At 61.0% G+C, this 23,467-nt stretch carries 22 protein-coding genes; 10 read left to right on the top strand and 12 right to left on the bottom strand.

Going from position 1 to position 23,467, the window contains the following annotated elements:
- Window positions 1–73 precede the first annotated feature (73 nt).
- The 5 genes from NKI17_RS11700 to NKI17_RS11680 all read left to right on the top strand — a co-directional run bounded on the left by NKI17_RS11700 (window position 74) and on the right by NKI17_RS11680 (window position 5,523).
- A complete protein-coding gene (locus NKI17_RS11700; RefSeq protein WP_352577739.1) occupies window positions 74–1,321 on the top strand; it encodes an ABC transporter substrate-binding protein in 1,248 nt (415 codons plus the stop codon).
- Between the two features lie 4 nt (window positions 1,322–1,325).
- Window positions 1,326–2,279, top strand: coding sequence for a carbohydrate ABC transporter permease (locus NKI17_RS11695; RefSeq protein ID WP_352577740.1), 954 nt, complete (start codon window positions 1,326–1,328; stop codon window positions 2,277–2,279).
- Window positions 2,280–2,286: 7 nt separating this feature from the next.
- Window positions 2,287–3,102 (top strand): carbohydrate ABC transporter permease, encoded by an 816-nt coding sequence (locus tag NKI17_RS11690; RefSeq protein WP_352905988.1) that lies wholly within the window; start codon window positions 2,287–2,289, stop codon window positions 3,100–3,102.
- Window positions 3,103–3,124: 22 nt separating this feature from the next.
- A complete protein-coding gene (locus NKI17_RS11685; RefSeq protein WP_352577742.1) occupies window positions 3,125–4,459 on the top strand; it encodes a sulfatase family protein in 1,335 nt (444 codons plus the stop codon).
- Between the two features lie 68 nt (window positions 4,460–4,527).
- Entirely contained in the window at window positions 4,528–5,523 is a 996-nt protein-coding gene (locus tag NKI17_RS11680; protein WP_352577743.1) for a LacI family DNA-binding transcriptional regulator, read from the top strand.
- A gap of 12 nt (window positions 5,524–5,535) precedes the next feature.
- On the opposite strand, the gene NKI17_RS11675 is transcribed toward NKI17_RS11680, so the two are convergent.
- Window positions 5,536–5,976: a DUF2267 domain-containing protein gene (locus NKI17_RS11675; RefSeq protein ID WP_352577744.1), complete on the bottom strand. Its 441-nt coding sequence runs from the start codon at window positions 5,974–5,976 to the stop codon at window positions 5,536–5,538.
- A 120-nt stretch (window positions 5,977–6,096) separates the two neighbouring features.
- On the bottom strand, window positions 6,097–6,495 hold the full coding sequence (locus NKI17_RS11670) for a hypothetical protein (RefSeq protein ID WP_352577745.1): 399 nt from the start codon (window positions 6,493–6,495) through the stop codon (window positions 6,097–6,099).
- A gap of 173 nt (window positions 6,496–6,668) precedes the next feature.
- Between NKI17_RS11670 and NKI17_RS11665 the strand changes: the two genes are divergently transcribed.
- Window positions 6,669–7,094: a VOC family protein gene (locus NKI17_RS11665; protein WP_352577746.1), complete on the top strand. Its 426-nt coding sequence runs from the start codon at window positions 6,669–6,671 to the stop codon at window positions 7,092–7,094.
- A gap of 76 nt (window positions 7,095–7,170) precedes the next feature.
- On the opposite strand, the gene NKI17_RS11660 is transcribed toward NKI17_RS11665, so the two are convergent.
- From NKI17_RS11660 to NKI17_RS11640, 5 genes are all read right to left on the bottom strand, one after another.
- The gene (locus NKI17_RS11660; protein WP_352787015.1) at window positions 7,171–8,367 is read right to left on the bottom strand and encodes a glycoside hydrolase family 172 protein; all 1,197 of its coding nucleotides are present in this window, start codon (window positions 8,365–8,367) and stop codon (window positions 7,171–7,173) included.
- 24 nt (window positions 8,368–8,391) lie between these two features.
- A complete protein-coding gene (locus NKI17_RS11655; protein ID WP_352448136.1) occupies window positions 8,392–9,234 on the bottom strand; it encodes a carbohydrate ABC transporter permease in 843 nt (280 codons plus the stop codon).
- Window positions 9,227–10,153, bottom strand: coding sequence for a carbohydrate ABC transporter permease (locus NKI17_RS11650; protein WP_352577748.1), 927 nt, complete (start codon window positions 10,151–10,153; stop codon window positions 9,227–9,229). Before NKI17_RS11650 ends, NKI17_RS11655 begins: the two co-directional genes overlap by 8 nt.
- A gap of 21 nt (window positions 10,154–10,174) precedes the next feature.
- Complete coding sequence (locus NKI17_RS11645; RefSeq protein WP_352577749.1) at window positions 10,175–11,530, bottom strand: ABC transporter substrate-binding protein; 1,356 nt, start codon at window positions 11,528–11,530, stop codon at window positions 10,175–10,177.
- A 73-nt stretch (window positions 11,531–11,603) separates the two neighbouring features.
- Window positions 11,604–12,608, bottom strand: a complete 1,005-nt coding sequence (locus NKI17_RS11640) for a LacI family DNA-binding transcriptional regulator (RefSeq protein WP_352577750.1) — start codon at window positions 12,606–12,608, stop codon at window positions 11,604–11,606.
- Between the two features lie 894 nt (window positions 12,609–13,502).
- On the opposite strand from NKI17_RS11640, the gene NKI17_RS11635 reads away from it, so the two are divergent.
- Window positions 13,503–13,961, top strand: a complete 459-nt coding sequence (locus NKI17_RS11635; protein WP_352586652.1) for a hypothetical protein — start codon at window positions 13,503–13,505, stop codon at window positions 13,959–13,961.
- A gap of 39 nt (window positions 13,962–14,000) precedes the next feature.
- Here NKI17_RS11635 and NKI17_RS11630 read toward each other — a convergent pair whose 3' ends face one another.
- The 3 genes from NKI17_RS11630 to NKI17_RS11620 all read right to left on the bottom strand — a co-directional run bounded on the left by NKI17_RS11630 (window position 14,001) and on the right by NKI17_RS11620 (window position 17,780).
- Window positions 14,001–14,675, bottom strand: coding sequence for a LuxR C-terminal-related transcriptional regulator (locus NKI17_RS11630; RefSeq protein WP_352448141.1), 675 nt, complete (start codon window positions 14,673–14,675; stop codon window positions 14,001–14,003).
- Entirely contained in the window at window positions 14,672–16,114 is a 1,443-nt protein-coding gene (locus NKI17_RS11625) for a sensor histidine kinase (protein ID WP_352644183.1), read from the bottom strand. Before NKI17_RS11625 ends, NKI17_RS11630 begins: the two co-directional genes overlap by 4 nt.
- A 148-nt stretch (window positions 16,115–16,262) precedes the next feature.
- Complete coding sequence (locus tag NKI17_RS11620; protein WP_352568075.1) at window positions 16,263–17,780, bottom strand: S10 family peptidase; 1,518 nt, start codon at window positions 17,778–17,780, stop codon at window positions 16,263–16,265.
- Window positions 17,781–18,059: 279 nt separating this feature from the next.
- Here NKI17_RS11620 and NKI17_RS11615 point away from each other — a divergent pair, with 279 nt between their 5' ends.
- Window positions 18,060–18,557 (top strand): hypothetical protein, encoded by a 498-nt coding sequence (locus NKI17_RS11615; protein WP_352469597.1) that lies wholly within the window; start codon window positions 18,060–18,062, stop codon window positions 18,555–18,557.
- A gap of 113 nt (window positions 18,558–18,670) precedes the next feature.
- On the opposite strand, the gene NKI17_RS11610 is transcribed toward NKI17_RS11615, so the two are convergent.
- On the bottom strand, window positions 18,671–20,005 hold the full coding sequence (locus NKI17_RS11610; RefSeq protein ID WP_352568076.1) for a four-carbon acid sugar kinase family protein: 1,335 nt from the start codon (window positions 20,003–20,005) through the stop codon (window positions 18,671–18,673).
- A 4-nt stretch (window positions 20,006–20,009) separates the two neighbouring features.
- The gene (oiaX, locus tag NKI17_RS11605) at window positions 20,010–21,272 is read right to left on the bottom strand and encodes a 3-oxo-isoapionate-4-phosphate decarboxylase OiaX (protein WP_352905985.1); all 1,263 of its coding nucleotides are present in this window, start codon (window positions 21,270–21,272) and stop codon (window positions 20,010–20,012) included.
- 182 nt (window positions 21,273–21,454) lie between these two features.
- On the opposite strand from oiaX, the gene NKI17_RS11600 reads away from it, so the two are divergent.
- Window positions 21,455–22,168 carry a transcriptional regulator NanR gene (locus tag NKI17_RS11600; protein WP_352905983.1) on the top strand — a complete coding sequence of 238 codons (714 nt, stop codon included), beginning with the start codon at window positions 21,455–21,457 and terminating at the stop codon, window positions 22,166–22,168.
- Between the two features lie 305 nt (window positions 22,169–22,473).
- Window positions 22,474–23,442 carry a GlxA family transcriptional regulator gene (locus NKI17_RS11595; protein ID WP_352905982.1) on the top strand — a complete coding sequence of 323 codons (969 nt, stop codon included), beginning with the start codon at window positions 22,474–22,476 and terminating at the stop codon, window positions 23,440–23,442.
- Window positions 23,443–23,467: the final 25 nt, after the last annotated feature.

The raw sequence follows: 23,467 nt of genomic DNA, 5'->3' as shown, positions 1-23,467 counted from the left end.
GGGTATATTAATCGAATAATATGACGCCATCCATTGTGAGGAAGGCGGGTGGCAAACCAGGGAGGAGACCAAGATGAGCCGCTACAAGTCAGTCGGATTCCTGCACGGCATGGTTTTGGGCGTGGCCCTGACGACCGCGACTGCGGCCCATGCCGAGACCTTGACGCTCTATTGGAACGCCGGCCACGCCTATCAAGCTTATGCCGATGCAATAGCGAAGTTCGAGGCCGATCATACCGGATGGTCGGTGCAGTGGGAGAAATTCCAGTGGCCGGATATGCGCACCAAGCTGGTGGCGGATTTTGCGGCGAAGAACGCGCCCGATCTCGTCGCCGAACCCGGCGGCTGGGTGCAGGAATTTGGCCAGCGGAATCTGCTGCGGCCGCTGAACGACTTCATCCAACAAGACGGCAAGGCGATCGGCTATCCCGACGACTGGCAAGCCTATTCCGTCGAGCGCAACAAACTCGGCGACCAGTACTATGGCGTCCAGATCCACCTCACCTGCGCCACCCTCGTGTACAACGTCGATATGCTTAAGCAGGCGGGCTTCGACGCGCCGCCTGCGACCTGGGAGGAGTTCCTGAAGGTTGCCAAGGCGACGACGACCGGCGCCCGCTTCGGCTTCGCTCCCAACCCCAGCATCGGATATTATTCGTCGTGGCTACTGCAGAACGGCGTAAGCTATTACGATCCCAAGACAAACAAGGTCAATCTCGACAGTCCTGAGGCGATCGAAGCGATCCAGTTCCTCGCCGACCTGATCCACAAGGAAAAAGCAGCGACCAAGCCGGCGGCGGGTGCTGACTATGAGGGTCCGCAAAAGCTGTTCACGGCCAACCGGGTCGCAATGATCATAACCGGTCCGTGGGACGTGAAGCCGATCCGCTCGGGCAACCCGAAGCTCAACTGGGCGGTTGCGCCATCACTCAAGCACAAGGTGCAGGCGACGTTCGCGGGCGGCGTCAGTGTGATGATCCCTAAGGACGCCAAGCACCCGAAGGAGGCCTGGGACTTGTTGAAGCGGCTCGTCGCGCTCGACACGGAACTAGCGGCTACCAAGGAAGCGGGCATGACGATGCCGCGCAAATCCTGGGCCGAAAACGCCGAGGTTCAGGCCGATCCGGTCATCGGCAGCTTCAGCAAATGCCTGCCTTACGCGCAAGACGTCACCGCCGAGCTGCGCCTCACCGGCAAGCACGCGCGAATCGAGAAGCTTCTGCAGAGTGCGCTCGAGGATATCATCTACAATCAGAAACCAGCAGCCGAGATCATGCCGAAATTCGCGGCCGAGGCCAACGTCATCCTGGCCAACAACTAGGCCGATGTTTATCAGCGGCAGCACCGATACGGCCGATACGGACATTGGCGTCGGCGCGATGTCGACCCGGCGAGCTGGCCGCTTCAGCCGGCGCACCAGACAAACGCTTCTCGCTTACCTGCTGCTGTCGCCAGCAATCCTCTATTTCTCGGTCTATTTCTTCTATCCGATAGGACTGGAGTTTTGGGCGAGCCTGTACAGTGGCCAGCCGCTGATCGGCGAGAGCCGATTCGCCGGACTGGACAACTACGTTGCTGCCCTCGGCGACGCGCGCGTTCGGCAGTCGCTCTTCGTGACGCTGGCCTTCGCGATAGGCGTCACCGCGGCCAGCATCGCCATTGGCCTCGGACTGGCGGTCGTGCTCAACCGGCCGATCCCGGGGCGCACTCTGATCCGCGCAATCATCTTCTTTCCCTACATCACCTCCTTCGTGATCGTCGCGTTGATGTGGCAGGCAATTCTCGATCCCTACACTGGCATCTTGAACAGCTTCCTTGCCGAGCTTGGGCTGCCCACCCAGAATTGGCTCGGCGACACCTCGACCGCGCTGCCGACCCTCATCGCCATCACGGTCTGGAAGGATGTCGGCTATGCCATGCTGATCTACCTCTCCGCGTTGCAGTCGATCCCGTCCGACTTCTATGATGCCGCATCCATCGACGGCGCCACGCCGACGCAGCAATTCCGCTATCTGACCTGGCCGTTGTTGACGCCGACCACGCTGTTCATCGCGGTCGTCAGCACGATCAGCCAGCTGCAGGAGCTGGCGCCGGCCTACCTGATAACCAAGGGCGGACCGGCCGACGCGACGCGGTTCTTCAGCCTGCACGTGTTCGAGGCAGCCTTCTTCGAGCTCAACATCGGCTACGCCTCGGCGCTGTCTTTCCTGATGTTCCTGCTGATCCTGGCCATCACCTTCGTTCAGTTCCGCCTGCTCAACCGCGAAACCACCTATTGAGGTTGGCATGACATTCGCAAAAACGCTCCCGTCCTACCTACTGCTGCTCTTCTGCGTGGCGCTGTCGATCTTTCCGTTCCTCTACATGCTTTCGCTGTCGCTGCAGAGCGATGCCGACGTCTTCAGCGGCATTCCGATTCTGATCCCCGAGACGTGGCAATTCACGAATTACATCGACATCTGGCAGAAGGCGCCGTTCGCGCGTTTCACGCTCAACAGCTTCATCATCGCCGGCGGGATTACCTTCCTCCATCTGATCTTCGATCCGTTGATCGGCTACGTCTTCGCGAAGATGGAATTCGCCGGTAAGCGCGTCATGTTTGTCGCGGTGCTGTCGACGCTGATGATCCCATTCTTCATCCGCATGATCTCGCTCTATGTGCTCACCGCGCGGATGGGATGGCTCAACACCTATCAGGGCCTTATCCTTCCATTCGCCATGAGCGCCTACGGAATCTTCCTGATGCGGCAGTTCATCCGTCCGATTCCCGACGAGTTGCTTGACGCTGCACGGATGGACGGCTGCTCGGAACTCGGCCTTTACTGGCGCATCGTGCTGCCGCAGGTCCGTCCGGCACTGGCGACGCTGGCCCTCCTCACCTTCGTGTTCCAGTGGAACGAATTCCTCTGGCCGCTGGTCGCCGTCAACACCACCGAAATGCGGCCGATCACGACGGGACTGACGCTTTTCAACCAGGAATTCTTCACCCAGTGGAACCTGACGGCGACGGGCGGGATCATTCTCTTCATCCCGAGCCTGCTGCTGTTCCTCTTCACGCAGCGCTACTTCGTCCGCAGCGTGATGCTGGCAGGCATGAAATGACCATTCGGAGGCATTGCACCCTATGACGTCCCGCCGACCGAACGTGATCGTCTTCTTCACCGACCAGCAGCGTTGGGACACCGTTGGTGTCCATGGCAATCCGCTCGAGCTTACGCCAAATTTCGACCGCCTCGCCGGGACCGGCACGTTCTTGGCGAATTCGTTTACATGCCAGCCCGTTTGCGGCCCCGCCCGCTCCGTCTTTCAGACGGGGCGGTACCCGACTACGACCGGCTGCTACCGTAACGATATCCCACTGCCTAAGAGCGAGCGCACGCTCGCGCATCATTTCGTCGCGGCAGGTTATGACACCGCCTACATCGGCAAGTGGCACCTGGGGTCCGCCGAGCCGGTCACCCAGGAAGAACGCGGCGGCTATCGCTACTGGCTGGCCTCCAACATCCTGGAGTTCACTTCCGGCCCCTTCGACACCGTCGTCCACGACAATGACGGCAAGGCGGTGAAGCTGCCGGGATACCGCGTCGATGCCCTCACCGACGCTGCAATCCGCTATGTCGCCTCGAGCGAAGCCGAGCCCTTCTTTTTATTCCTGTCCTTCCTCGAGCCGCATCACCAGAACCAGACGGACAACTACCCTGCCCCGCTCGGATACGAGGAGAGGATCCGCAAGAAGCTCGCCATTCCCGGCGATCTCGCAGCACTTGGCGGCACGACAGCCGAACATTTCCCTGGCTATCTGGGCATGGTCGCACGCCTCGACGAGGCGTTTGGACGGCTGATCGAGGCGCTCTACAGCCTTGGCCGGCTTGACGACACGATCATCCTCTTCACCTCCGACCATGGCTGTCACTTCAAGACCCGCAACAACGAATACAAGCGTTCCTGTCATGAGGCGTCGATCCGCGTGCCGACGCTATTCCACGGCCCCGGCTTCCAGCGCATCGGCACATATGAAGGCCTGGTCAGCCTCGTCGATCTCGCGCCGACCCTGCTCGCCGCGGCCGGCCTGAAAGTGCCCAATTCGATGCAGGGCGTCTCGCTGCTCGACGCGCTGCAGGGCGAACGGCCGCCGCGCGACGAGATATTCATTCAAATCAGCGAGCACCATGTCGGCCGCGCCTTGCGCACCAGACGGTGGAAATATGAGGTCGAGGCACCGGGAAAAGACGGCTGGCGGGATTCCGGCAGCGATTTCTATGTCGAGGCGAGGCTCTACGACCTCGATGCCGATCCAAACGAACTAACCAATCTCATAGCTTCGCCCGATCACGCAGAGACGCGTGCATGGCTGCGAGGCCGCATCGTTGCCCTGATGGAGGAGGCCGGCGAGGCAAGGCCCGAGATCCTTGCCGCCGGGCATGGAAGCTGGAATGAAATCCGGCTGAGCGACAGCTGATCATGTCACGTCGCGCAGCGGATCCAACAATGCACGAGAGAAATTCCGATCGCAGAAAGGCGCCGACCATGGCCGATGTCGCCCGGCGCGCCAATGTATCGACCGCTGCCGTGTCGTACCTGCTCAGCGGCGACAGCACGCGCCTGAAGTTCGTCGGCAAGGAGGCGCGGCAGCGCATCCTTGAGGCCGTCGCTGAGCTCAACTACGTGCAAAACCGCACCGCGCGGCAGCTGCGCCGCCAGCAGGCCGAGCGAATCTGCCTTGTACTGCCTCGTCTCGGCGTGCCGTTCAGCGACCGGATCGCGCAGGATATCCAATCTGGAGCGGCGCTGAGGGGATTTTCGACGATTATCACCGCGGGAGACACCTTCGAGCGAACCGACCGGATCGTGAGGGAAATCGAGAGCGGGCTGGCAGACGGCATTATCGCCGACTGGCAGCATCTCTCCGAGCCCGAGGTGATGCTCTTGGCCGCGCGCCTGGCGGCCGCGGGCCGGCCAGCGGTGATCTTCCATCCGACCATCGAGCCGGCAGGCTTCTCGGTTGTGCGCCAGCATACCGGCAGGGCCGTCTTCGAGGCACTCGACTACCTCTACCGAGCCGGCCATCGCTGCATCGCCTATATGGTGCATGAGCAAGCGGTGGACGCGAGCCGTCTCGCCGCCTATCGCAGCTTCCTGCAAGCACGCGGCCTTCCGCTGCGAGACGACCTGGTGATCGGCGGTGCAGAGGCGCGCAAGGCTGCGTTTGCCAATGCTACGGCGCTGGCCGCCCGCAAGGATCGGCCGACCGCGCTTTTCGTCGAATCCGATCTTGCCGCCGTGACCGCCCTGCACGCATTCGAGGAGGCCGGCCTCTCCGTGCCCGGCGACATTGCAGTCATCGGCTGCGGCAATATCGACGAGGGCGAATTCAGTCATCCGGCATTGACGACAATCGGCCCCGAAACTGCCCACTACGACCATCTTGCCGATCATCTGATCTCATTGATCTCGGCAACACCGGGCGCAATACCTACCCTTTTCAGCGTTTCGTGGCAGCTGGTCCGTCGCGCGTCCGCATGAGCAGGATCGCCGCTATTTGACGCCCACGCTTTCAGGCCAGAGGACCTGGATTTCCTTTGGCAGCGCATCCCGCACCTTTGCCGACTGGCCAAGGTCGATATGCCGTGCAAGCACACGCAGCACTGAGCGTGCCGCATCCTCGGCATCGACAGGACGGGTCGATTTCAATTCATCGGCGATGTGTTGCAGGAACTTCTCGAGCGAGCGTGTCTTGTCGGGCATGTCGGCGGGCCGATAGCGATCATAGTAGGCGCCGCGCACGAGCAGCGGCAGTTCCGCTCCCAAGTTGGCCGCCAGTCCGATCTGCAGCCTGTCCCGAAGGGTTCGCAGAACGGCGCCCAATGTATGCCAGGCGACGTGTCGATCCGGACCAAGATCCGCCATGATCTCGTCAAGCCAGATGTTTGTTATTTGCAGCGTTTTGTCAAAAACGTCCAAGCCGGTTGCGCTCATCGTCGCCTCCTCGAAAGGTTCTGCGGGCGAAACGGCGACCGGAGATTATTGTTTCGTGGTCCTGTGAAAATCGTCCTGGCAAAGCGGCGGAAACCGGTTCGGTCGGAGAGCCTGTCGGCGTCAGGTCTGCTCGACACTCTGCATCTGCTGGATTTCGGCGATCTGTCGGAAGCGGCCGTTTTCCACCCCGTTGAGTGCGGTCACAGCGGCCAGATTGTCGCCCTTTTCATCCCACCGCACCGGCTCGCGATAGGCGATTCCCCTGAAACGGATATCGCGCACCGCCGCCAGAACGTCGCGCCGGCTCGGATACCCTTGGATACAGTGCTGGCGTCTTTGATCGCGGCAAGGAGAAGGCAGGCCGAATCGTAGGCATTCACGGCATAATTGCGCTTCGGCTTCGCCGTCCGACGATCTCGCCAGCTTCGGCGAGCGTCGCTTCCAAGCAATCCCTTCGCGCGTCAACGACGCCCGTTCAACCTTCCCACAGTTGTATTCGGCGCCCTGCGTTCCGATCATTAAAGTCGTCCTTGCTGATCCGAAAGGTGGTTGTCCTCCGCCTAACTGAGCTTGTGCTCATCGGTTCCGAACGCCGTCTCAGCAATGAGACCAGTCCTCACGTTGCCCGAGCCCGGGTATCTCTTGACTGACTGAGCGGCCCGCGCCGACAATGGCATTGGGAAGATGGCGGGATGGCGCCCACGGTGTTCGGCACCACTTGGCGATCAAGCTGCGAAAGGGCTGTCATGGATTGGAAGCTGGAACTAGTCCCGGTCCCCGTATCGGACGTCGATAGAGCAATTGCCTTTTATGTTGAGAAGGTCGGCTTTCATCTCGATCACGACCACACCGTAAGCGACGAGATACGTTTCGTGCAATTGACGCCGCCCGGTTCGGCCTGTTCGATTGCCATGGGCAAGGGCCTCGTCGACAGCCCCCCGGGATCCATAAGGGGCCTGCAACTGGTCGTGCCCGATGTCGATGAGGCACACCGGCACCTGGCCGCTCAAGGTATCGAGGTCAGCGATATCAAGGATTTTCCCTGGGGCAGATTTGTCTTCTTTGAGGATCCCGACGGCAACACCTGGTCTGTCCAGCAACTTCCACCTCGCAGCTGAGGTGGCGCGCTGCGGCACGGTCGTGCCCCGACACAGATAGCGCGGGATGCACGGTTCAATTCGAACGCGTCCCGGCCTAACGCCTCTTCTCGTCGAAGGCGGCATTCCAATTGTGATAAGGCGCGCGATAGGTGGGGATGCGGTCCTCGACATCGGCAAGCGCTTCGAACGGTTTGTGCGGTTCGGCCTGATACCAGAAGGCGACCGACGAAATGTCGTCCGAGCGGCGATTGGCGTGACCGTGCTCGATGGTCACCCGGATCCGTTTGTGGAAGATGACCGGGTCCTCTATGTGCCAGCGATAGAGCGTAACCGGCTCGGTCCAGTTCGGCCCGCCGGCGGCGATGATGCCGTGATAGGGCGCGCTGTAGTCCTGTGTCGGGCACCATGCCGTGTTGAAATAGTCCTCGGTGCCGGTGCCGTGCAGTGTTGGCGGCCAGGCATCGTTGGCGCCGGGGCTGGTCTCGCCGCGATCGCCGATCAGTTCGGCCTTCGGTCCGATGCGCGGATCGGGCTTGCGCACCGTATCCGGCACGGAAATGCCCGGCTCGCCGTCGACGAAGATCATGTCGTCGCCCTCGCCATACCAGTCCCATAGTGCGGAACGCCGCCGCGAATAGACCGAATAGAGCACGCCGACATAGTGGCCGTGACCTTCCGCCTCCAGAATGGTGTAGTTGCCGTTCCCGTCGGTATTTTCACCGCCAAACAGGAACTGCTCGTTGGCCAGCCCCGCCTGGTCGATGCCGTCAGGTCGCTGCTGCCTGTATTGGGCGTGGAAGCGGCCCAGGCCTTCCTCGAGTTCCTCATGCAGTTCGAAATCGACATAGTAATAGAAAAGCAGGTCGTCCTCGGCCTCATTGGTGACGGTGAAGCGCATGTGGCTGGCAAACGGCATCGGAAAGTAGCAGTTGAAGGCCTTGCCATCCTCTGGACTTGCCTGCACCGGCAGGCTGGCAAAATTGCGCGTGCGGGCATGGCCCATGCCGAAGAAATCGCCGATCGGCGTTTCGATGCTCGGATGTGCCTCACCATCCCAATAGGCGCGCAATACGATCTTGCGCAGGAACGCCTCGCTCTCGCAGGCGAGCGTCGCCCAGATATGCGTGACGATGCCGGCACCGTCATGCTCGGCAATCACCACCGTCTGGCCGGGTTCAATGTGCAGCCGGTCGTCATTGCCGCCGGTGCGGTCGTAGCTTGAGAACCGGCGGGTTTTGGCGTCGCGCAATTTGGCGAGCCCGCGAAGCGGCGACAGGCCGGCATTATCCATGTGTTTCTCCTCTTGCTTCAGCGGTTATTTCAGGCCGCTTGTCTTGATGGATTCCATGATCTGGCGCTGGAAGATCACGAAGAGGACCAGCATCGGCACGGCGACGATGGTCGAGGCGGCCATGACGTAATTCCAGGCGGCGGCGTACTGGCTCTTGAAGTTCGCAATGGCTACCTGCACCACCCAGAGGTTGAGGTCCGATGTGATCGTCAACGGCCACAGGAAAGCGTTCCAGTTGGCGAGGAAGAACAGGATCGCCAGTGCCGACAGGATCGGCCGGCTGAGCGGCAGGATGATGCTCCAATAGATGCGCCAGTAGCCGGCGCCATCCATGATCGCCGCTTCTTCCAACTCCCTGGGCAGCGACAGGTAATATTGCCTGAGCAGAAAGATGCCGAACGCGTTGAAGATCGCAGGAATGATCAGCCCGGCATAGCTGTCCAGCATATGCAGCGTCCGCGTCAAAATGAACAGCGGCACGATGATTACCGGCAGCGACACCAGGAAGGTCGAGAACATGGCGAGGAACAGAATGTCGCGGCCCGGAAAACGCAGCCGTGCGAGCGAATAGCCGGCCATCGAATGGAAGAACAGCGCAGCGACGGTTACTGTGGCCGACACAAAGAACGAATTGAAGAGATAGCGCAGGAACGGCACCTCGGTCAGCACATAGAGGAAATTGCCGAGCGTCGGGCGTTCCGGAATGAGGCTCGGCGTGAAGACGTCGCTCGCCGGCTTGAGCGAGATGACCAGCATCCAGACCAGCGGGAACACCGTCATCAGGCCGAGCGCCGCAGTCGCCAGCATCCAGGCAAGCCTCGCCGCTCGTATCTGCGAACGGCCGGAAGGAGTTCGGCCGTCAGTCATGCTCGAAGCGTCCGCCGCGCGTCAGCACGAAGAAGAAGACCGTGACCAGCATCAGCGCCAGCACCAGCAGCGATGCCATTGCCGATGCATAGCCGAACGCGCCGAACTGGAATGCCTGCTTGTAGATGTAGATGATCAGCACCGAGGTCGAATTGACCGGACCGCCTTTGGTCATCACATAGATCAGGTCGAAGACCTGGCCGCCGGCGACAGCCGCGACGAGCGAGACCAGGAGGACGAAGAAGCTGGTCGGCTTGAGCAAGGGCAAAGTAATGTACCAGAAGCTTGTCACCGGCCCGGCACCGTCGATCTTTGCGGCTTCGTAGTACTCTGCCGGGATGTCCTGGAGTCCGCCGAGGAAGATCAGCATGTAGAAACCCATCAGGAACCAGACGCTGACCAGCACCAGCGTGAACAGCGCCAGATTTGGATCGCCGAGCAGCGAAATTCCGCCGAGGCCGACGAGCGGCGCCAGCCGGCTGACGATGCCGACCTTTTCGACCAGCATGAGCTGCCACACGAGCGCCACCACGACCAGGCTGACCATCTGCGGCGCAAAGAACATCGAGCGCATGACCGCGTTGAAGCGGTTGGTCTTCTGCACCAGAAGCGCCAGTCCCAGTCCGGCGGCGTAGAGCGCCGGCACCAGCATGACGGCATAGGCTACCGTCACCTTCACGGACGACCAGAACAGCGGGTCGCCCCACATGCGCCTGTAATTGCCGAACCCGACGAACCTGTAGCCGCCGAAGCCGTTGACCTCGAAGAACCCGACGGCGAGCGACAGCAGCATCGGCACGCCGACGAACACCAGCAGGCCAAGCGCATCGGGCAGGACGAACAGCCATGCGGCGCAGCGCTCCCTTTGCTTGGCGGTGAGGCCGCGGGCGGAATTCGCGCCCGCGGCTGGCGGTTTCATCTGATCCATGCTGGAAAGGGCCTAAAGGATCGGCGCGCCGGAATAGGAAGCGAGGAACGCATCGAGTTGCTGACTGGCCGTCGTCGCCGCCTGCTGGGCATCAACCCCGCCAAGCTGTGCCGACTGGATGGCGTCAGAGATGATCTTGTAGGCCTCCGGCGGAACCCGCGGCTCGGCGCGCGTCCCCGGATGGATCTCCTTGGCGAAGGTGCCGAACTTGCCGGTGCTGAAGACATCGGCGCCGGCCTTCAGCGCGCTGTTGCGCGGCGGCATGTCGCTCTTGGCGACAGTGCACCAGTTGACGACCCGGTCGATCGATGCCGGATCCATTGAGGCCAGCGCCCAGGCGCAGAACTGGGCGGAAGCATCCGGGTTCTTGCCTCCGGCATTGGCGACAAAGGCCCAGCCACCGCCGACGGTGACGTATTTGCCATTGGCCGGTGTCGGCAATTTGAAGATGCCGTAGGGCACGTCCTTGGCGTTGTTGTCCATCGCCGAAATGCCCCAGATGCCGCAGTTCTGCATGGCGCACAGCCCTGCCCCGAGATTGGCGACTATGTCGAAGCCGCCGCCGACCACCTGACGCGGCGCCACGCCGGTATTGATGGCATCCTGCCAGAGTTTCAGCGCCTGGACGGTGGCCGGCGAATCGAAGGCGCTCTTGCCGTCCTTGCCCTGGAACTCGCCGCCGCCCTGCCACAGGAACGGATACCAGGTGAAGTTCTGGTAATAGCCGGGAGTCGTTTCGAACAGCACGCCGTAGCGACTGGGCGTCGTCAGCTTTTTGGCGACCGCCAACAGCTCGTCCCAGGTCTTCGGCACGTCGTTCTCGTTGAGCTTTGCATCCTCGAACGCTTTGACCGAATAGTAGAAGGCCATCGGCTCGACTTCCATTGGCACACCGTAGATCTTGCCGTCCACCATGCGGTTGGCGATGACGCTTTCCGGGAAATCGGCTTTGGCGGCATCCTCGATATGCGGCGTCAGGTCGGCAAGCACGCCGCCATTGTAATAACGCAGGAAATCGCCGGGGCTGATGAGGAAGATGTCAGGGCCCTCGCCCGACGCGAAGGCCGTTGCCAGCTTGGAACCGGAGATGTACTCGCTGTTGACGACATATTCGAGCTCGACCTTCTGGTCGTGGCCGTTGTTCCAGTCGGCCACCAGCTTTTCGAACCACTGGACCTGCGGCTTCACGTCTCCGCCAGGCGCATAGAACTGCCAGAATTTCAGCGGCGCTTCCTGAGCGCGCACGGCCATCCTGTTGATGAACGGGAAGCCTGTAAGGCCGGCGGCAGCGAAAGTGGCGCCGCCCTGGATCAGCCGACGGCGGTTCAGGCTGGCCAATGGCCGGTCGCGGGTCGTTTTGTCAGTCATCAATTCCTCCCTTGGATGTTGTTCGGTCGAACGTTGGCGAAGGGACCTCCGTTCCCTTTGCCGGCATCTGGCGTCACGCGCTGTCGAATGGGCTCAACGCGCATGGGATCACTTCGGTGCGCGGCGCGCCCTCGACTTTGCCACCCAGCCGTTCGAGCAGCATTTCCGTGGCGCGCTTGGCAAGCATTGTCGGACTGTTGCCGACATGGGTCAGCTTCGGCCTGACATATTCCAGTTGAGGCAGGTCATCGAAGACTGCGATGGCGATATCTTGAGGGATATTGATCCCATGGTCGTAGAATTCGGTCAGCGCACCGGAGGCCATCAGATAATTGGCGAAGAACATCGCCGACGGCAGGTTTCCGCCGTGCTTCTCGCTGAGCCAGGTGACCGCATCCCGCCCTGACGGGGCAAGATAGCTTCCCTCGAACCGCAGATCGACGGAGATTGGCACGCCATTGTCGGCGAGCCCTTTTTCGAAGCCGGCGGCACGCGCCATCGCCTCCTTGAAAAAGGATGGCCCGGTGACATGGGCGACGCGGCGATGGCCCCTCTTCGCCAGATACTCGCCCATCAGATAGCCGCCGCCGAAATCGTCCAGCTGGACGCTGTCGACAGCATGGTTCGGCAGATGGCCGATGAAGACGGCGGGCAGATCGAGGCTGAGCAGTTCGCTGTGCATGCCGTGCAGCGCGAAGTCGGCAACGATGACGCCGTCGACCCGCTTGCGCCCTATCTGGCGCAAATACTCGCGGCCGTGATCCTGTGAATGTCCGCCCGGCACGTCGGTGTTGAAGATCAGCATGTCGAGGCCGACCACTTCGAGCGTCGACTGCGCCGTTTTCACCAGCTCCGGATAGAACGGGTTGCGGATGTCCGGGATCAGCATCGCGATAATGTTGGTGCGGCCGGTGCGTAGGCTCTGCGCCTGCGGGTTCGGCGTGTAGCCGAGTTCGTCGATCGCCGCTTGTACGCGCTCACGTAGCGATTTCGATACCCGGTCCGCATGGTTGATGACATGCGACACGGTCGTGCGCGACACGCCCGCTCGCGTGGCAACTTTGGAAATCGTGCTCATGGTGACAAGTTATGGGCACATGAATGCATTTGCAAATCGATTTTACCAATGTCTCGCAAATTAGGGCCGTCAGGCGGATTACACAAATGCCAAAAGAAAAGGCCGGGTTGTTAAGCCCGGCCAAGTGTGAAGGTCTATAACCTCCAGAGGGGAACGCGCCGGACGCAATGGGAGGAGACATCCGACGCAATTCGCATATGGGTCTGTATTGGTGGCGTTTCAACGATGCGGCAGTAGACCAACGGCGTTGCTGCCATAGAGCCAGAAACGCAAAGCATTCGAAGAGGGCGGTGGATCGCAGCTGCCAGTTGGACACAAAGGTCGCCGAATGCAGGGCGGCTCCTGGCATAGGGACTTCAGTCTGTAGGCCTATCGACCAAGGACCCGCACGGCCAAACTTTGGTCCGAGGCTGCTATCGCAAAAGCCCGAAATGCGAGAGTTTCAGGAACTGAGTTCCGAGGAGCCCCGTTGCGATGCCGACTGTTACAGGAGGCCGCCATGGACCCGAGCATTCACCAGGCACGTTGGCTGCTTTTTCCGTTATTTGGCCTGTGCTTCGGGGTCGCGGCCATTGGATTTATTGTTGGCTGACGGTGGAAGTCGGCGCTACCGCGGAGAGACGCAACCACGGGAAGGCAAAAGACTTGCGCAGTAAATAGTCCCTTCCTGCGCTAGCGAGACCCACCAGTTACCATCGTGGGACTGGTGGGTCTTGACGTTCCGGACGCAAACCATTGTTTTAAGCATCACACGAATTCGAACAGGAGGCAGTACGACAGAGCCGTATGATTAAGGGGAGTTCCGACATGCGACTGGCAAGTTCATTGATGACGACCCGGAAACGAAGGACCGGATCTTCACGAGGACGTCATGTCGGCATTTCTGTAGTCGTCTTGACCTTCATTCTCGTCGTGAGCCCCTATCGCGTCGTGGTCGATGGATCATCGCAGCCGCTCGGCCCGCAGGCTGCCTGGGCCAAAGATGGCGGGAACGGCAATGGCGGGAACGGGAACGGGAATGGGAACGGCAATTCGGGCAATTCGGGTGGAAACTCCGGCAATTCGAACTCGAACGCTGGTGCCGGCAAGGGCAAAGCAAAGTCGCAGGACGACAATCTCCCTGATCCCGCCCCTGCGGTAAACCCCGATAGCAAGCCAAAACTCTTTGTCAACGCATCCACAGGAGACCGGGTCGAGGTGAGCGGCCCGAGCATTGGCGTGGTGCATTCGAACGGACTCAGTGAGCGCATCGACAGCGACCAATATGAAATGCGGGATGCCGAGGGCCGCATCATCATTCGGCGCCTGGCGACGCGTTCCGATCGGGACAGGTTGCTTGGAATGATCAACTGAGGGCCAGTTCACATGGCCGCGCAGTGCGGCAATTTCGGCTCAAGCATGATCGCGAACAGGCGGATGGCGGCGCTCAGTCGCGTCGCGCAAGGTCATGGCGGCTTCGGTCCTGTTGCTGACGTTGAGCTTGGCCAGGATTCGCGTCATGTGGTGCTTTATCGTCTTTTCATGCAGGTTCAGCCGAAGCCCGATCCGCTTGTTGCTCAGTCCCGCGGCAACCAGCGTCAGGATCTCCCTTTCGCGGCTGGTGAGGTCGGCAAGTCCGTCAGCTTTCGCCGGCTCTTTTGATTGAGCCGAGAGATCGGCCAACAGGCGCGCCGACAATTGTGGACAGACATATCGTTCGCCCGACGCTACCGTGCGCAGGATCGCAGCCAACGTCCTCGACCCGACCCCCTTCAGAACATAGCCCCTTGCCCCGCTCTGCAACGCGGTCATCACGTGCTGGTTTTCTTCCGAAACGGTCAGCATCACAATTTTCAGTGCCGGATGCCGCTCAAGGGCCGGTCCGATCACGCCAAGGCCACCTCCAGGAACCGAGATGTCCATCAGCAGAATGTCGGGCCGCTGGTCTTCGATTATCCGCAGGGCATCGTCTCTGCTGCTTCCTTCACCGACGATCTCGAACCCGCCGATCTGATCGAGCGTGCGCACAACGCCTTCCCTGAACAGCGGGTGGTCGTCGACGATGGCGAGCTTGATGGCTACTGTCATGTCTGCCCCATTTCAACGATGTTGAGGGCCATTCTTACGACTGTGCCACTCTGTGAGGAAGTCACGGTAAACTGGCCCCCGAGGCTTTCCACCCGCTCGCGCAGCCCAACGAGTCCCAGCCTCTCGGGACGCACGATTTGCGGGTCAAAGCCAGCGCCGGCGTCGGCCACTTCGATACAAACGCGCTCGCCGTCGAAATGTTTCTCGACCGACTGACCTTCACCTCCGGCATGACGGAATCCATTGTTCAGCGCCTCCTGGACGAAGCGGAAGATGCAAATCTTGGCCGCCGGCGACAACGGCGCATGGCCGCCGGTCATCGATAATCTCACTTTGACGCCGGTTCGTTCTTCGTGCGCCTGTACGGCTAGCTGGAGAATTTCACCCAGTTCGGCATGCTCGATATGCGGCAGGACAAGGCCCTTGCTGATGCTCCTGATCTCGCGCATGGCATCGTCCAGATGTGCTTTGATGGCCAGCAATTCCTGTGCGCGCTTCGATTGCGGCGTAGCGGGATCGGCAATGACGGGGCTGTCGATCCCCAGCGCCGCGAGAGCAACCAATTGCGCGGGGCCATCGTGCAAGTCCGCACCGATGCGCCTGAGATAGCGTTCGTTAAGTGCGGTGGCACGCTGCGAGGCACGCTGCACCCGCAGCCTCAACAGTCTGTTTTGCGCAAGCAGATCGGAAAGCTCGGCAATGCGCTGCTTCAACGAGCGGCTCTGCGAACTGATCATGCGGCTGCCACGGAACACGATTGCCGACAGCCCGAGAAAGAAGGCCGCTGTGACGGCGGCAACGTCCAGCCAGGTTCGAATGAGCGCCTGATGCAGGTTTCTTTCAAAATCAGTGGCGACCTCGTAGAATTCCGAAACGGCCACCACTTCCCCCGACCATGGCTGCAGCACCGGATTGTAGATCTCGAGGAGATGCAAGCCGCTGGCTCTTTCGGCCTCGCTGTCCGGATCGTCGAGCTTGTCGAACTCCGAGACCATTTGGCCTGCGAATGCCGCCCGGAGATTGTCGCTGGGTTCGAAGCGCTTGCCGATCAATGTCTTGTCGGTCGAATACAGGATGGTTCCGTCGCGACGCCAGAGCTTGAAGGATTCGAGCCTTGTGCCGAGTGCCCCTTGTCCCAGCGTTTCATCGAGCGCATGGGCGACGCTCTCGTCGAGCACTTCGCTCTTGCGCATATCCGGAAGCAGCGGCGCGATAACGCTGTCCACGTAAAGAGCCGTCGCGGAAGCCGAATTCTGCGTGACCACGGTTTCTATATGGTTCGTGACGGAAATCCCCACCACCACCATGGCTGACAGGGAAAATAGACCGCCCGCGAGCAGGAACTGCGTTGCCAGCGACAGCGCATTCCAACGGTCAACAAGGCTTGTCAGCCTGTGTGGCTTGGTGTTCCGAATGGCCCGCTCGGCAGCACGCCGCACCAGTGGCGCGATTCTGGAGAGCCGGCTAATCCGTTGTCGAACGTCGCTGAAAGACGCCATCCTAGGTGTGTAACCGATCAATCGCGATGGAACTAGGGCCTGATGAGAGGGCGAACAGCGTATCCGGCGCTTTTTTGGGCAAACCGTCTCATTGCGTCGTTCGGTAAAGCTCGGACGCGGCCTGCTTCAGTGCCGCCCGTCCATCCGGCCTCAGATACATCATGTGCCCGCCCTCCAGCACCTCGGTGCGAATGGGCTTTGCGCCGGCAAGCGAAGGAATTTGACCAAGCAGGTAGCGCGAGCCCATGTACGGCGTCACTAGGTCGCTGTAGCCGTTGACGATCAGCACGCCGAGGCTGGGGTTTAGCACGCGCGCCTGTTGAAGGTCGTCCATGACACCCGCATAGCCCTGACGCGTCGCGCTCGTCCCATAGTCCCAATTGCCGCTGACTTCACGGTTGAGAAGCCGATAGCTGATATCCGTGCGGAAGTTCAATTCATCACGCACATAGCCGACGAAAGCGGAGGTGAGCGCCGGCACGCTTCGGTCGAGCACCGGATCGGGACCCTCGACTCCCAGGCTCTCTGGCGCCACGTCCGCTGTCGCGATGTTGCCGTCATAGGCGCTGAGAACATTGCCCTTTGCCCGTGCAAACTCCTTGGCGAACAGCCCTATGGGAATGCGTGCAAAGTGCCGCTGGACGAGATCGAGTGGCAGACCGGTGATTGCGGCGACACGCTGGCTCGCCAGGCGCCCACCCTGCTCCAGCCCACCTGCCAGCGCGGCCAGATAATCGCCGAGCGCATAGCGTTCGACTTCCGCCAGCCGCTCCTGCAGGGCCGGGCCGGAAACGCCTTCGCTGTGTAGGCGCACTGCCGCCAGCGACGGCAGTTCCAGCGCCCAGTGGAGCGGCTGGAACTCGTCCGGGCGCACCAGCGTGAATTCGAGCGCCGGCGAAATCAGCACGACGCCACTCGGGCTGATGCCGATGTCTTCCTGAAGCTTCCTGGCGAGCAATGCTGCTCGAAAGCCGCCATAGCTTTCGCCAGCCAGGAAGACAGGCGATACCGTACGGTTCGTCTGCGCCAGATAGAGCCGGATAAACGCGCCTATCGACGCGGCGTCCTGGCTGACGCCCCAGAAGCTGTGTGCTTCCGTGCCGGGCGCTTCACGGCTGTAACCGGTTCCAACAGGGTCCACAAAGACCAAGTCGGTCATGTCGAGCCAAGTGTCGGGGTTGTCGAACAGCCTCTGCGGCGGCGGCAAGAAACTTCCATCGGCCGCCGTCGCCAGGACCCGCGGACCGAGCGCGCCGAGATGAAGATAAGCGGAAGCTGCTCCCGGACCGCCATTGAACACGAAGGTGATCGGGCGCCGCGGATCCGGTCCCGTTTCTTTCCCGGAATGCAGTGCATAGGCGACGTAGAAAATCTCGGCGGTGATATCGCCTTTGCCGGACGGCAATGACAGCGTGCCGGCCTTGGCCTCGTAATCGAGCGTGCGTCCGGCAATGACGATCGAATGATCGGAAGTCTGCGGCGGTGGCAGGAGCGAGAGAACCCCGCCTGTGGGCGGCGGCCGCTGGGCCGTCTCCGCGTGACCCACCCCAGTTCCGGCAACCAACAGCAGAAGAGCGAGGGCGATTTCTTGCAGCTTGATAGGCATGACGTCTCCGGAGCAATTGGCTGAAACTAGCACACCGTCGGCCGAACCAAAGTCACAGCACCGTGCGCCAGTACGTCTGACAAGAAGGGATCGGTTTGGGAAATCCGATGCCCAGGCGGAAGATAGGGCGCGAGGGTCACGGCGGCAGCCTCAACCTCTTCCAGCAGATGCGTGCGGCGGAATGGCGGACCAAACGACTTCGTGAATTTTCTGCCGGTTGACTCGATTGGCCCACTTCCTAGGTTGGCATTCGGGGCTCCCGTGCAATCCGAAGTTGGTATGACATCTTTCCACACCCGAAAGCTTGCCCTTCTCCTTCTATCGGCAAGCGCCGCCATCCTGTCTTCCTGCGTCATGCCCGATGACACGTCGAGCACTGCGAAGGAAGACGCCACGGCGGCGGCAGCCCGCAGGGAGATGGTCGGCCTTAGCGAGGCGGACGTTCGAATGTGCGCCGGCTTTCCGACCGCCACTGCCGATGTCGGCAAATCCGGCCAGATCTGGACCTATCAGCGCGTCGTTCAACGCGGCAATCTCAACATTGTCGTTCCGACCGTGGCCATTGGCCCCGTCCCGGCGCTGGGAGGTTCCGTCAACGTCGCCCCCGGCGGCTATTGCAACACGCAAATTCGAATGGTTGACGGTCATGTTGCCGAGGTTGCCTACGCCGGCGACAACAACCTGCCGAATAACCGCGATGCGCTCTGTGTCAGCACGGTAGACGCCTGTGTCGCCTACGCCCGTCAGTATCATCCAGGCAGGACAATGGGCAGATAGCGGGATGAGTGGCATTGCCGCTGATCTGAACGCCTGAGATTTCTGGTTTGCCGGCTAGTGACTATCCTCGATCCCGATCGAGCATCACCGATTTGACCTGACATTCCCCGCTCTCAACCGCCGACCCCATCGCGAATAGTGGAGAAATAGCGGTCGGTTCCGACCTGCCCGCCCTTGAGGGCAATTTCCAGCCCATCGATCGCCTTAATGCTTGAATGCGCCACACAAAGTGGCGAGCCCGGCGATGCCGGCAGCGGCATTCGCACAGTCAGCGCGTCGACGCCCATCTGGCCAAGTGCATGGCTCGACGTGTCGCCGCCGGCAATGACCACGCGCAGTAGCTTCTCTTGAAGCGTCAGTTCGCGGAGAACCTCGCCAAGGCCGCGGCCGAGCTTATGGCGGGCGCCTTCCCGGAGATCGATTTCTGCACCGCGGTCGGCCGCAGGTCCGAGCGCGGTGTAGAGGATGACGCTGCGCCCGGCCCGTAGGCTGGAGCGGCCGGTCGCCACCGCGCGCGCAATCGCATCGTTCGAAGCCTCAGAAACCAGTTCGACGGGGTCGAGCTCGATCCCGTCGAAGCCGTCGGCCAGAGCATGACGGATCTGTCGTTCCGTCGTCGGCGAGCAGCTCCCCGAGACCACGGCGATCCTGTCGGCAGCCCCCGGCGGCGAAAAGGCGGATTTGGTATGCACGATCCGGTTCGATGCCCATTCGACCAGCAAGGCATATTCGATGCCTGAAGAGCCGACGACGAAATAACCGCCCGGCTTGCGAGCGCGCCAAATCTCCTTGCCGGCAAGTGCCTGGGTTTCCAGGCTATCGACATCGACAAGCACGATACCTGAGCCATTCTCCACAAGCCGGTCGAATGCTTTCGACCGCGACGCAGACTGCAGCGTCGCCAGGTCGACCAGGCCCGAGGCGAGGCTGGTCTGGCGCGACAGATGGATCAGTAGGTCGGATTCGTCCATCGGCGTGGTCGGATGGCGGCTCATCACGGGATGGCGGTCGATGCGGAAATATTTTTCGCGATAGGCCGCGAACAGATGACCGAAGGCGGTGTAGCGCTTCAGCTGCGGCGCGCCGACCACCAGCGGCACGCCGTCTTGCCGGAAAACCGAGCGGCCGATTTCGATCGCCCGGCCGATGCTGCCGATTGCCGGGCTGGAATCGAAGGTCGAGCAGACCTTGTAGTGGCAGATCTCGGCGTTGACGGTCTTCAGCCAGGCGAAGGCATCTCGCAGATGCGTGTCCATCCACTGCGGCGTCTCGCTGCGGCTGGTGCCGGCCAGCCCAAGGGCGCGGCAATGCGCAAATTGCGAAAGCAGCGCCTCGTCCGGCTGGCGCATGAACAGGACGGTCGGCACGCCGCCGAGCTCGAGCGCCTCCATAACGTCGGTCGAGCCGGTCAGGTCGTCGCCATAGTAACTCAGAAGCAGGTTTTGCATGGCGTCAGGCCGCCTCGCCGCCGCCGAACTTCTCGATCGACCGCGCCAGCTCGACATGGCTCAAGGCATAATCCGCCAACGGAATGTCCTGGACCGCCGCCTGCCAGGCCTGCTGCACGGCGCGCACGCCGGCGCCCGGCCCGTCCGGGTGGCTGACGATGCCACCGCCGCAGAGATAGAGAAGATCGACCGTCCGGCCGGTTCGCTGGAAGGTTTCAGGCGCCTGCCCGCCCCACTGGCCGGAGCCGGCGACCGGCAATGCGCAATCGGCCGGCGAAAAGATCGGCGTGGTCACCGCCTTGAAGGATTCGACGAAGGACCAGTCGGGTTCCCAGTATTTCGAGGCGATGCCGTTGATCTGGAACTGGTCGACGCCGAGCAACCGCCAGAACTGCTGCCAGACCTTGAAATCCATGCCGAGGCCGGGATGGCGGGTGAGAATGTCCCAGCCATTGCGGTGGGCATGGAGCACCAGGCTAGAGCGCTTTCGGAGGTAAGCCATGCCACCAAAGCCGATCGAATTGATGTTGACCACCGCGCAATTGCCACCGGCCTTTGCCACCAGATCGTGGTTTCGCATCATCTCGTCGGGATCGGCATGTGAAATGCCGAAGGCATACATGACCTTCTTACCGGTCTTCTGCTCGTGGTCGAGGATCAGCGGCATGATTGCCCTCACTCGCTCCGACAGCGGTGAATAGGCCGGGCTCATCAGCTTCTCGTCGTCCTTGATGAAGTCGACGCCGGCGGCAATCAGCTCTTGCACCATTGCGGCCGTCTCGAACGGGCGGAGTCCCAGCGCCGGCTTGACGATGGTCCCGATGATCGGACGATCCGCGACACCGGTCAGCCTGCGGCTGCCCGTGACGCCGAATTGCGGGCCCGGATGCGCGCCCCGGTACTCTTCGGGTAGCCTCATGTCGACGACCCGGATACCGGACAGGCCCTTGATCGAAAAGGTGCCGCCGATGGTGATGGTCATCAACGCCGACAAGTCGGTACCGATGGCGTCTAGCGGAAACGCGATGTCGACGTCGGCGCGCTTGACCGGGCCGTTGCGCGCTTCGGGACCGGTTTCGGGAAGAGACGGCCGATCCGCATCCGGCAGATTCCGTATCGCCAGGACTCGCGCCGCGACCCTGGCCTTGAGCTCTTCGGTCTCGCCGGCCAGCGCGACGAAGGTTCCGGTCGACTGGTCGCTTGCGATCTTGGCCGCCAGCGCCTCGATATTGCCCGGCGTTTCGATGCGATAGGTGAGAACAATCATATTCGCGCGGCCTGCCGGGGTGGTTCGAAAAAGGTTCCTTGGCCCTTGAAATCTGGTATAATGAGTACATAAGCTTTGCAAGCCCTATCCGGCTTGGCGGTAAGGGCGAGCCGGCAGCAGGCGTTCCGGAATTCACGGCGGAAATGCTAGATAGGGGCCGGTCAAAGGAGTGATTCGCGACGATGAACCGTTCGGAGCCGATCGTCCGGCGCAAGCTTTCCGACGAAGTATTCCTGAGACTGAAGCGCCTGATCACCAGCGGCGAATTGCTGCCGGGTGACGACATGCCGTCGGAGCGCGAATTGATGGAGCGCTTCGAGGTCGGCAGGCCGGCGATCCGCGAGGCAATGCAGGCGTTGAGCAATATGGGCCTCGTCGCGATCTCGCATGGCGAGCGGGCGAAAGTGCTGCAGCTGACCGCCAAGTCGATCATCAAACAGGTCGACGGCGCAGCCAAGATCATCCTGTCGTCATCGAAGGACACGCTCGAGCACCTCAAGAACGCGCGCATCTTCTTCGAGCGCGGCATGGTCAAGGAAGCTGCAGAAAAGGCCACAGCCGAGGACGTGCAGCGGCTGCGGGAAACGGTCGCCGAGCAGCGCAGCCATCGTGGCGACTCGGAAGCCTTTATATCCGCCGACATGAAATTCCACACCCAGATCGCGGCAATATCCGGCAACCCGATCTATGTCGCAGTCAGCGAGGCAATGCTTGGCTGGCTAAAGGAATACCACACCGAAATGCTGATCTGGACCGGCAAGGAAAAGTTCACGCTGACCGAGCACGAAGAGATCATCGGACGCATCGAGGCCAAGGATGCGGATGGCGCCGAGAAGGCGATGATCAAGCACCTCGAACGCTCGCGTGCGCTTTACGTGATGAATTCCGGCAGCTGAAAATCAAGAGCAAGGTCCCGAAGCGGTCGGACCTTGTTCTCGGCCTACTGGCTGACCACAGATCAGCCTGAGCCCGGACCGACGCAGTTTTATGTTGCCGTCTGAATCCGGTGTATGTGCCGCGTTGTTTTCATTCAGCGATTTCAGCATTTGCATCTTCCCAGCCATGGATTTCCGCCGCCCGCTTTCGTCAGCAGGCCCGCATAGGCCCGTCTTGGAGGCGCCTGCTTCTTCTTGAATTGGCAATTCTTGCAAAGACTATGCTAGATTTGCCGCTCGGCGAGAACGACACCGGGAGAACCGCAATGGCTGACAGGAGCCTCCACGTCGTGATCTGGCTGCCGTCGAATTTCTATTCGGCCGTCGTCTCGACGCTCGTGGAAATGTTTCAGCTTGTGAATGACGTCTGCCGGTCACAGGTTCTCTCCTGTGAATTCGTTTCAAGGGGCGCGCCGTCGACATCAAGCACAGGAATTTTCTTCCCGACGAAGGCTCAACCATCCCGGAAAATGGATGTCCTGATTCTCATTGCGATGCCGGGTGTCGAGATTCCGGAGCTTCTGCGCTCGCTCGACGAGGAGAGTGAACATTCAAAACCGCTGATCGCGCTCGCGCAACAGCAGGACGCAATCATCGCAGCACATTGCGGCGCGTGTTATCTGCTCGCCAATTCGGGATTATTGGACGGTAAACGCGCAACGATATCCTGGTGGCTGAAAGCCGAGGCAAGCCGCCGGTTTCCGCAAGTGCGATGGGACGCTTCCCGCCTGCTCATTCGCCAGGACCGCCTTTACACATGCGGAGGCGGGTTTTCCGGACTCGAACTCGCCAGGGCTTTGCTGATCGATCTGGGCTTCTCGAAGGAGGAGCGGATCATTCGAAAACTTCTGGTTCTTCCTCCGCCGCGCAAATTCCAGAGTCCCTACGAATTTTCTCTCGACGAAATTTCGAACGAGGCCAGCCCATTCGAGAACAAGCTGCGCGAGCTCTCGAACGACAAGATGTCGGAAATCGATCTGAAATTTCTGGCAACCGAATTGGGCATGTCTTCGCGAACCCTGTCTCGCAGATTTTTCGACGAACTCCAGACAACGCCGGGAAAATGGATCCAGGAAAGGCGGCTGGAGTTGGCAAAATCCATGCTTGAGGAAACGAAACTGAGCGTTTCAGAAATTTGCTATCGGGTGGGATATCAGGACGTCGCCTCGTTCAGCCGTCTTTTTTCCAGGACAACTGGAATGGCACCAGGCGAGTTTCGAAAGCAGATCCGGTGACAAGTCGGCAACGGAAGTGCTGCCG

This window comes from Mesorhizobium sp. M0816 (genome assembly GCF_040320005.1).
In the GTDB taxonomy this organism is placed as follows: Bacteria; Pseudomonadota; Alphaproteobacteria; order Rhizobiales; family Rhizobiaceae; genus Mesorhizobium.
Note: the sequence above shows the minus strand (reverse complement) of the source record. Positions and strands in the feature narration are given on the sequence as shown.

Coding starts and splice junctions, on each gene's coding strand:
- NKI17_RS11700 (WP_352577739.1), top strand. CDS start 74: ATGAGCCGCTACAAGTCAGTCGGATTCCTGCACGGCATGGTTTTGGGC.
- NKI17_RS11695 (WP_352577740.1), top strand. CDS start 1,326: ATGTTTATCAGCGGCAGCACCGATACGGCCGATACGGACATTGGCGTC.
- NKI17_RS11690 (WP_352905988.1), top strand. CDS start 2,287: ATGACATTCGCAAAAACGCTCCCGTCCTACCTACTGCTGCTCTTCTGC.
- NKI17_RS11685 (WP_352577742.1), top strand. CDS start 3,125: ATGACGTCCCGCCGACCGAACGTGATCGTCTTCTTCACCGACCAGCAG.
- NKI17_RS11680 (WP_352577743.1), top strand. CDS start 4,528: ATGGCCGATGTCGCCCGGCGCGCCAATGTATCGACCGCTGCCGTGTCG.
- NKI17_RS11675 (WP_352577744.1), bottom strand. CDS start 5,976: ATGAGCGCAACCGGCTTGGACGTTTTTGACAAAACGCTGCAAATAACA.
- NKI17_RS11670 (WP_352577745.1), bottom strand. CDS start 6,495: ATGATCGGAACGCAGGGCGCCGAATACAACTGTGGGAAGGTTGAACGG.
- NKI17_RS11665 (WP_352577746.1), top strand. CDS start 6,669: ATGGCGCCCACGGTGTTCGGCACCACTTGGCGATCAAGCTGCGAAAGG.
- NKI17_RS11660 (WP_352787015.1), bottom strand. CDS start 8,367: ATGGATAATGCCGGCCTGTCGCCGCTTCGCGGGCTCGCCAAATTGCGC.
- NKI17_RS11655 (WP_352448136.1), bottom strand. CDS start 9,234: ATGACTGACGGCCGAACTCCTTCCGGCCGTTCGCAGATACGAGCGGCG.
- NKI17_RS11650 (WP_352577748.1), bottom strand. CDS start 10,153: ATGAAACCGCCAGCCGCGGGCGCGAATTCCGCCCGCGGCCTCACCGCC.
- NKI17_RS11645 (WP_352577749.1), bottom strand. CDS start 11,530: ATGACTGACAAAACGACCCGCGACCGGCCATTGGCCAGCCTGAACCGC.
- NKI17_RS11640 (WP_352577750.1), bottom strand. CDS start 12,608: ATGAGCACGATTTCCAAAGTTGCCACGCGAGCGGGCGTGTCGCGCACG.
- NKI17_RS11630 (WP_352448141.1), bottom strand. CDS start 14,675: ATGACAGTAGCCATCAAGCTCGCCATCGTCGACGACCACCCGCTGTTC.
- NKI17_RS11620 (WP_352568075.1), bottom strand. CDS start 17,780: ATGCCTATCAAGCTGCAAGAAATCGCCCTCGCTCTTCTGCTGTTGGTT.
- NKI17_RS11615 (WP_352469597.1), top strand. CDS start 18,060: ATGACATCTTTCCACACCCGAAAGCTTGCCCTTCTCCTTCTATCGGCA.
- NKI17_RS11610 (WP_352568076.1), bottom strand. CDS start 20,005: ATGCAAAACCTGCTTCTGAGTTACTATGGCGACGACCTGACCGGCTCG.
- oiaX (WP_352905985.1), bottom strand. CDS start 21,272: ATGATTGTTCTCACCTATCGCATCGAAACGCCGGGCAATATCGAGGCG.
- NKI17_RS11600 (WP_352905983.1), top strand. CDS start 21,455: ATGAACCGTTCGGAGCCGATCGTCCGGCGCAAGCTTTCCGACGAAGTA.
- NKI17_RS11595 (WP_352905982.1), top strand. CDS start 22,474: ATGGCTGACAGGAGCCTCCACGTCGTGATCTGGCTGCCGTCGAATTTC.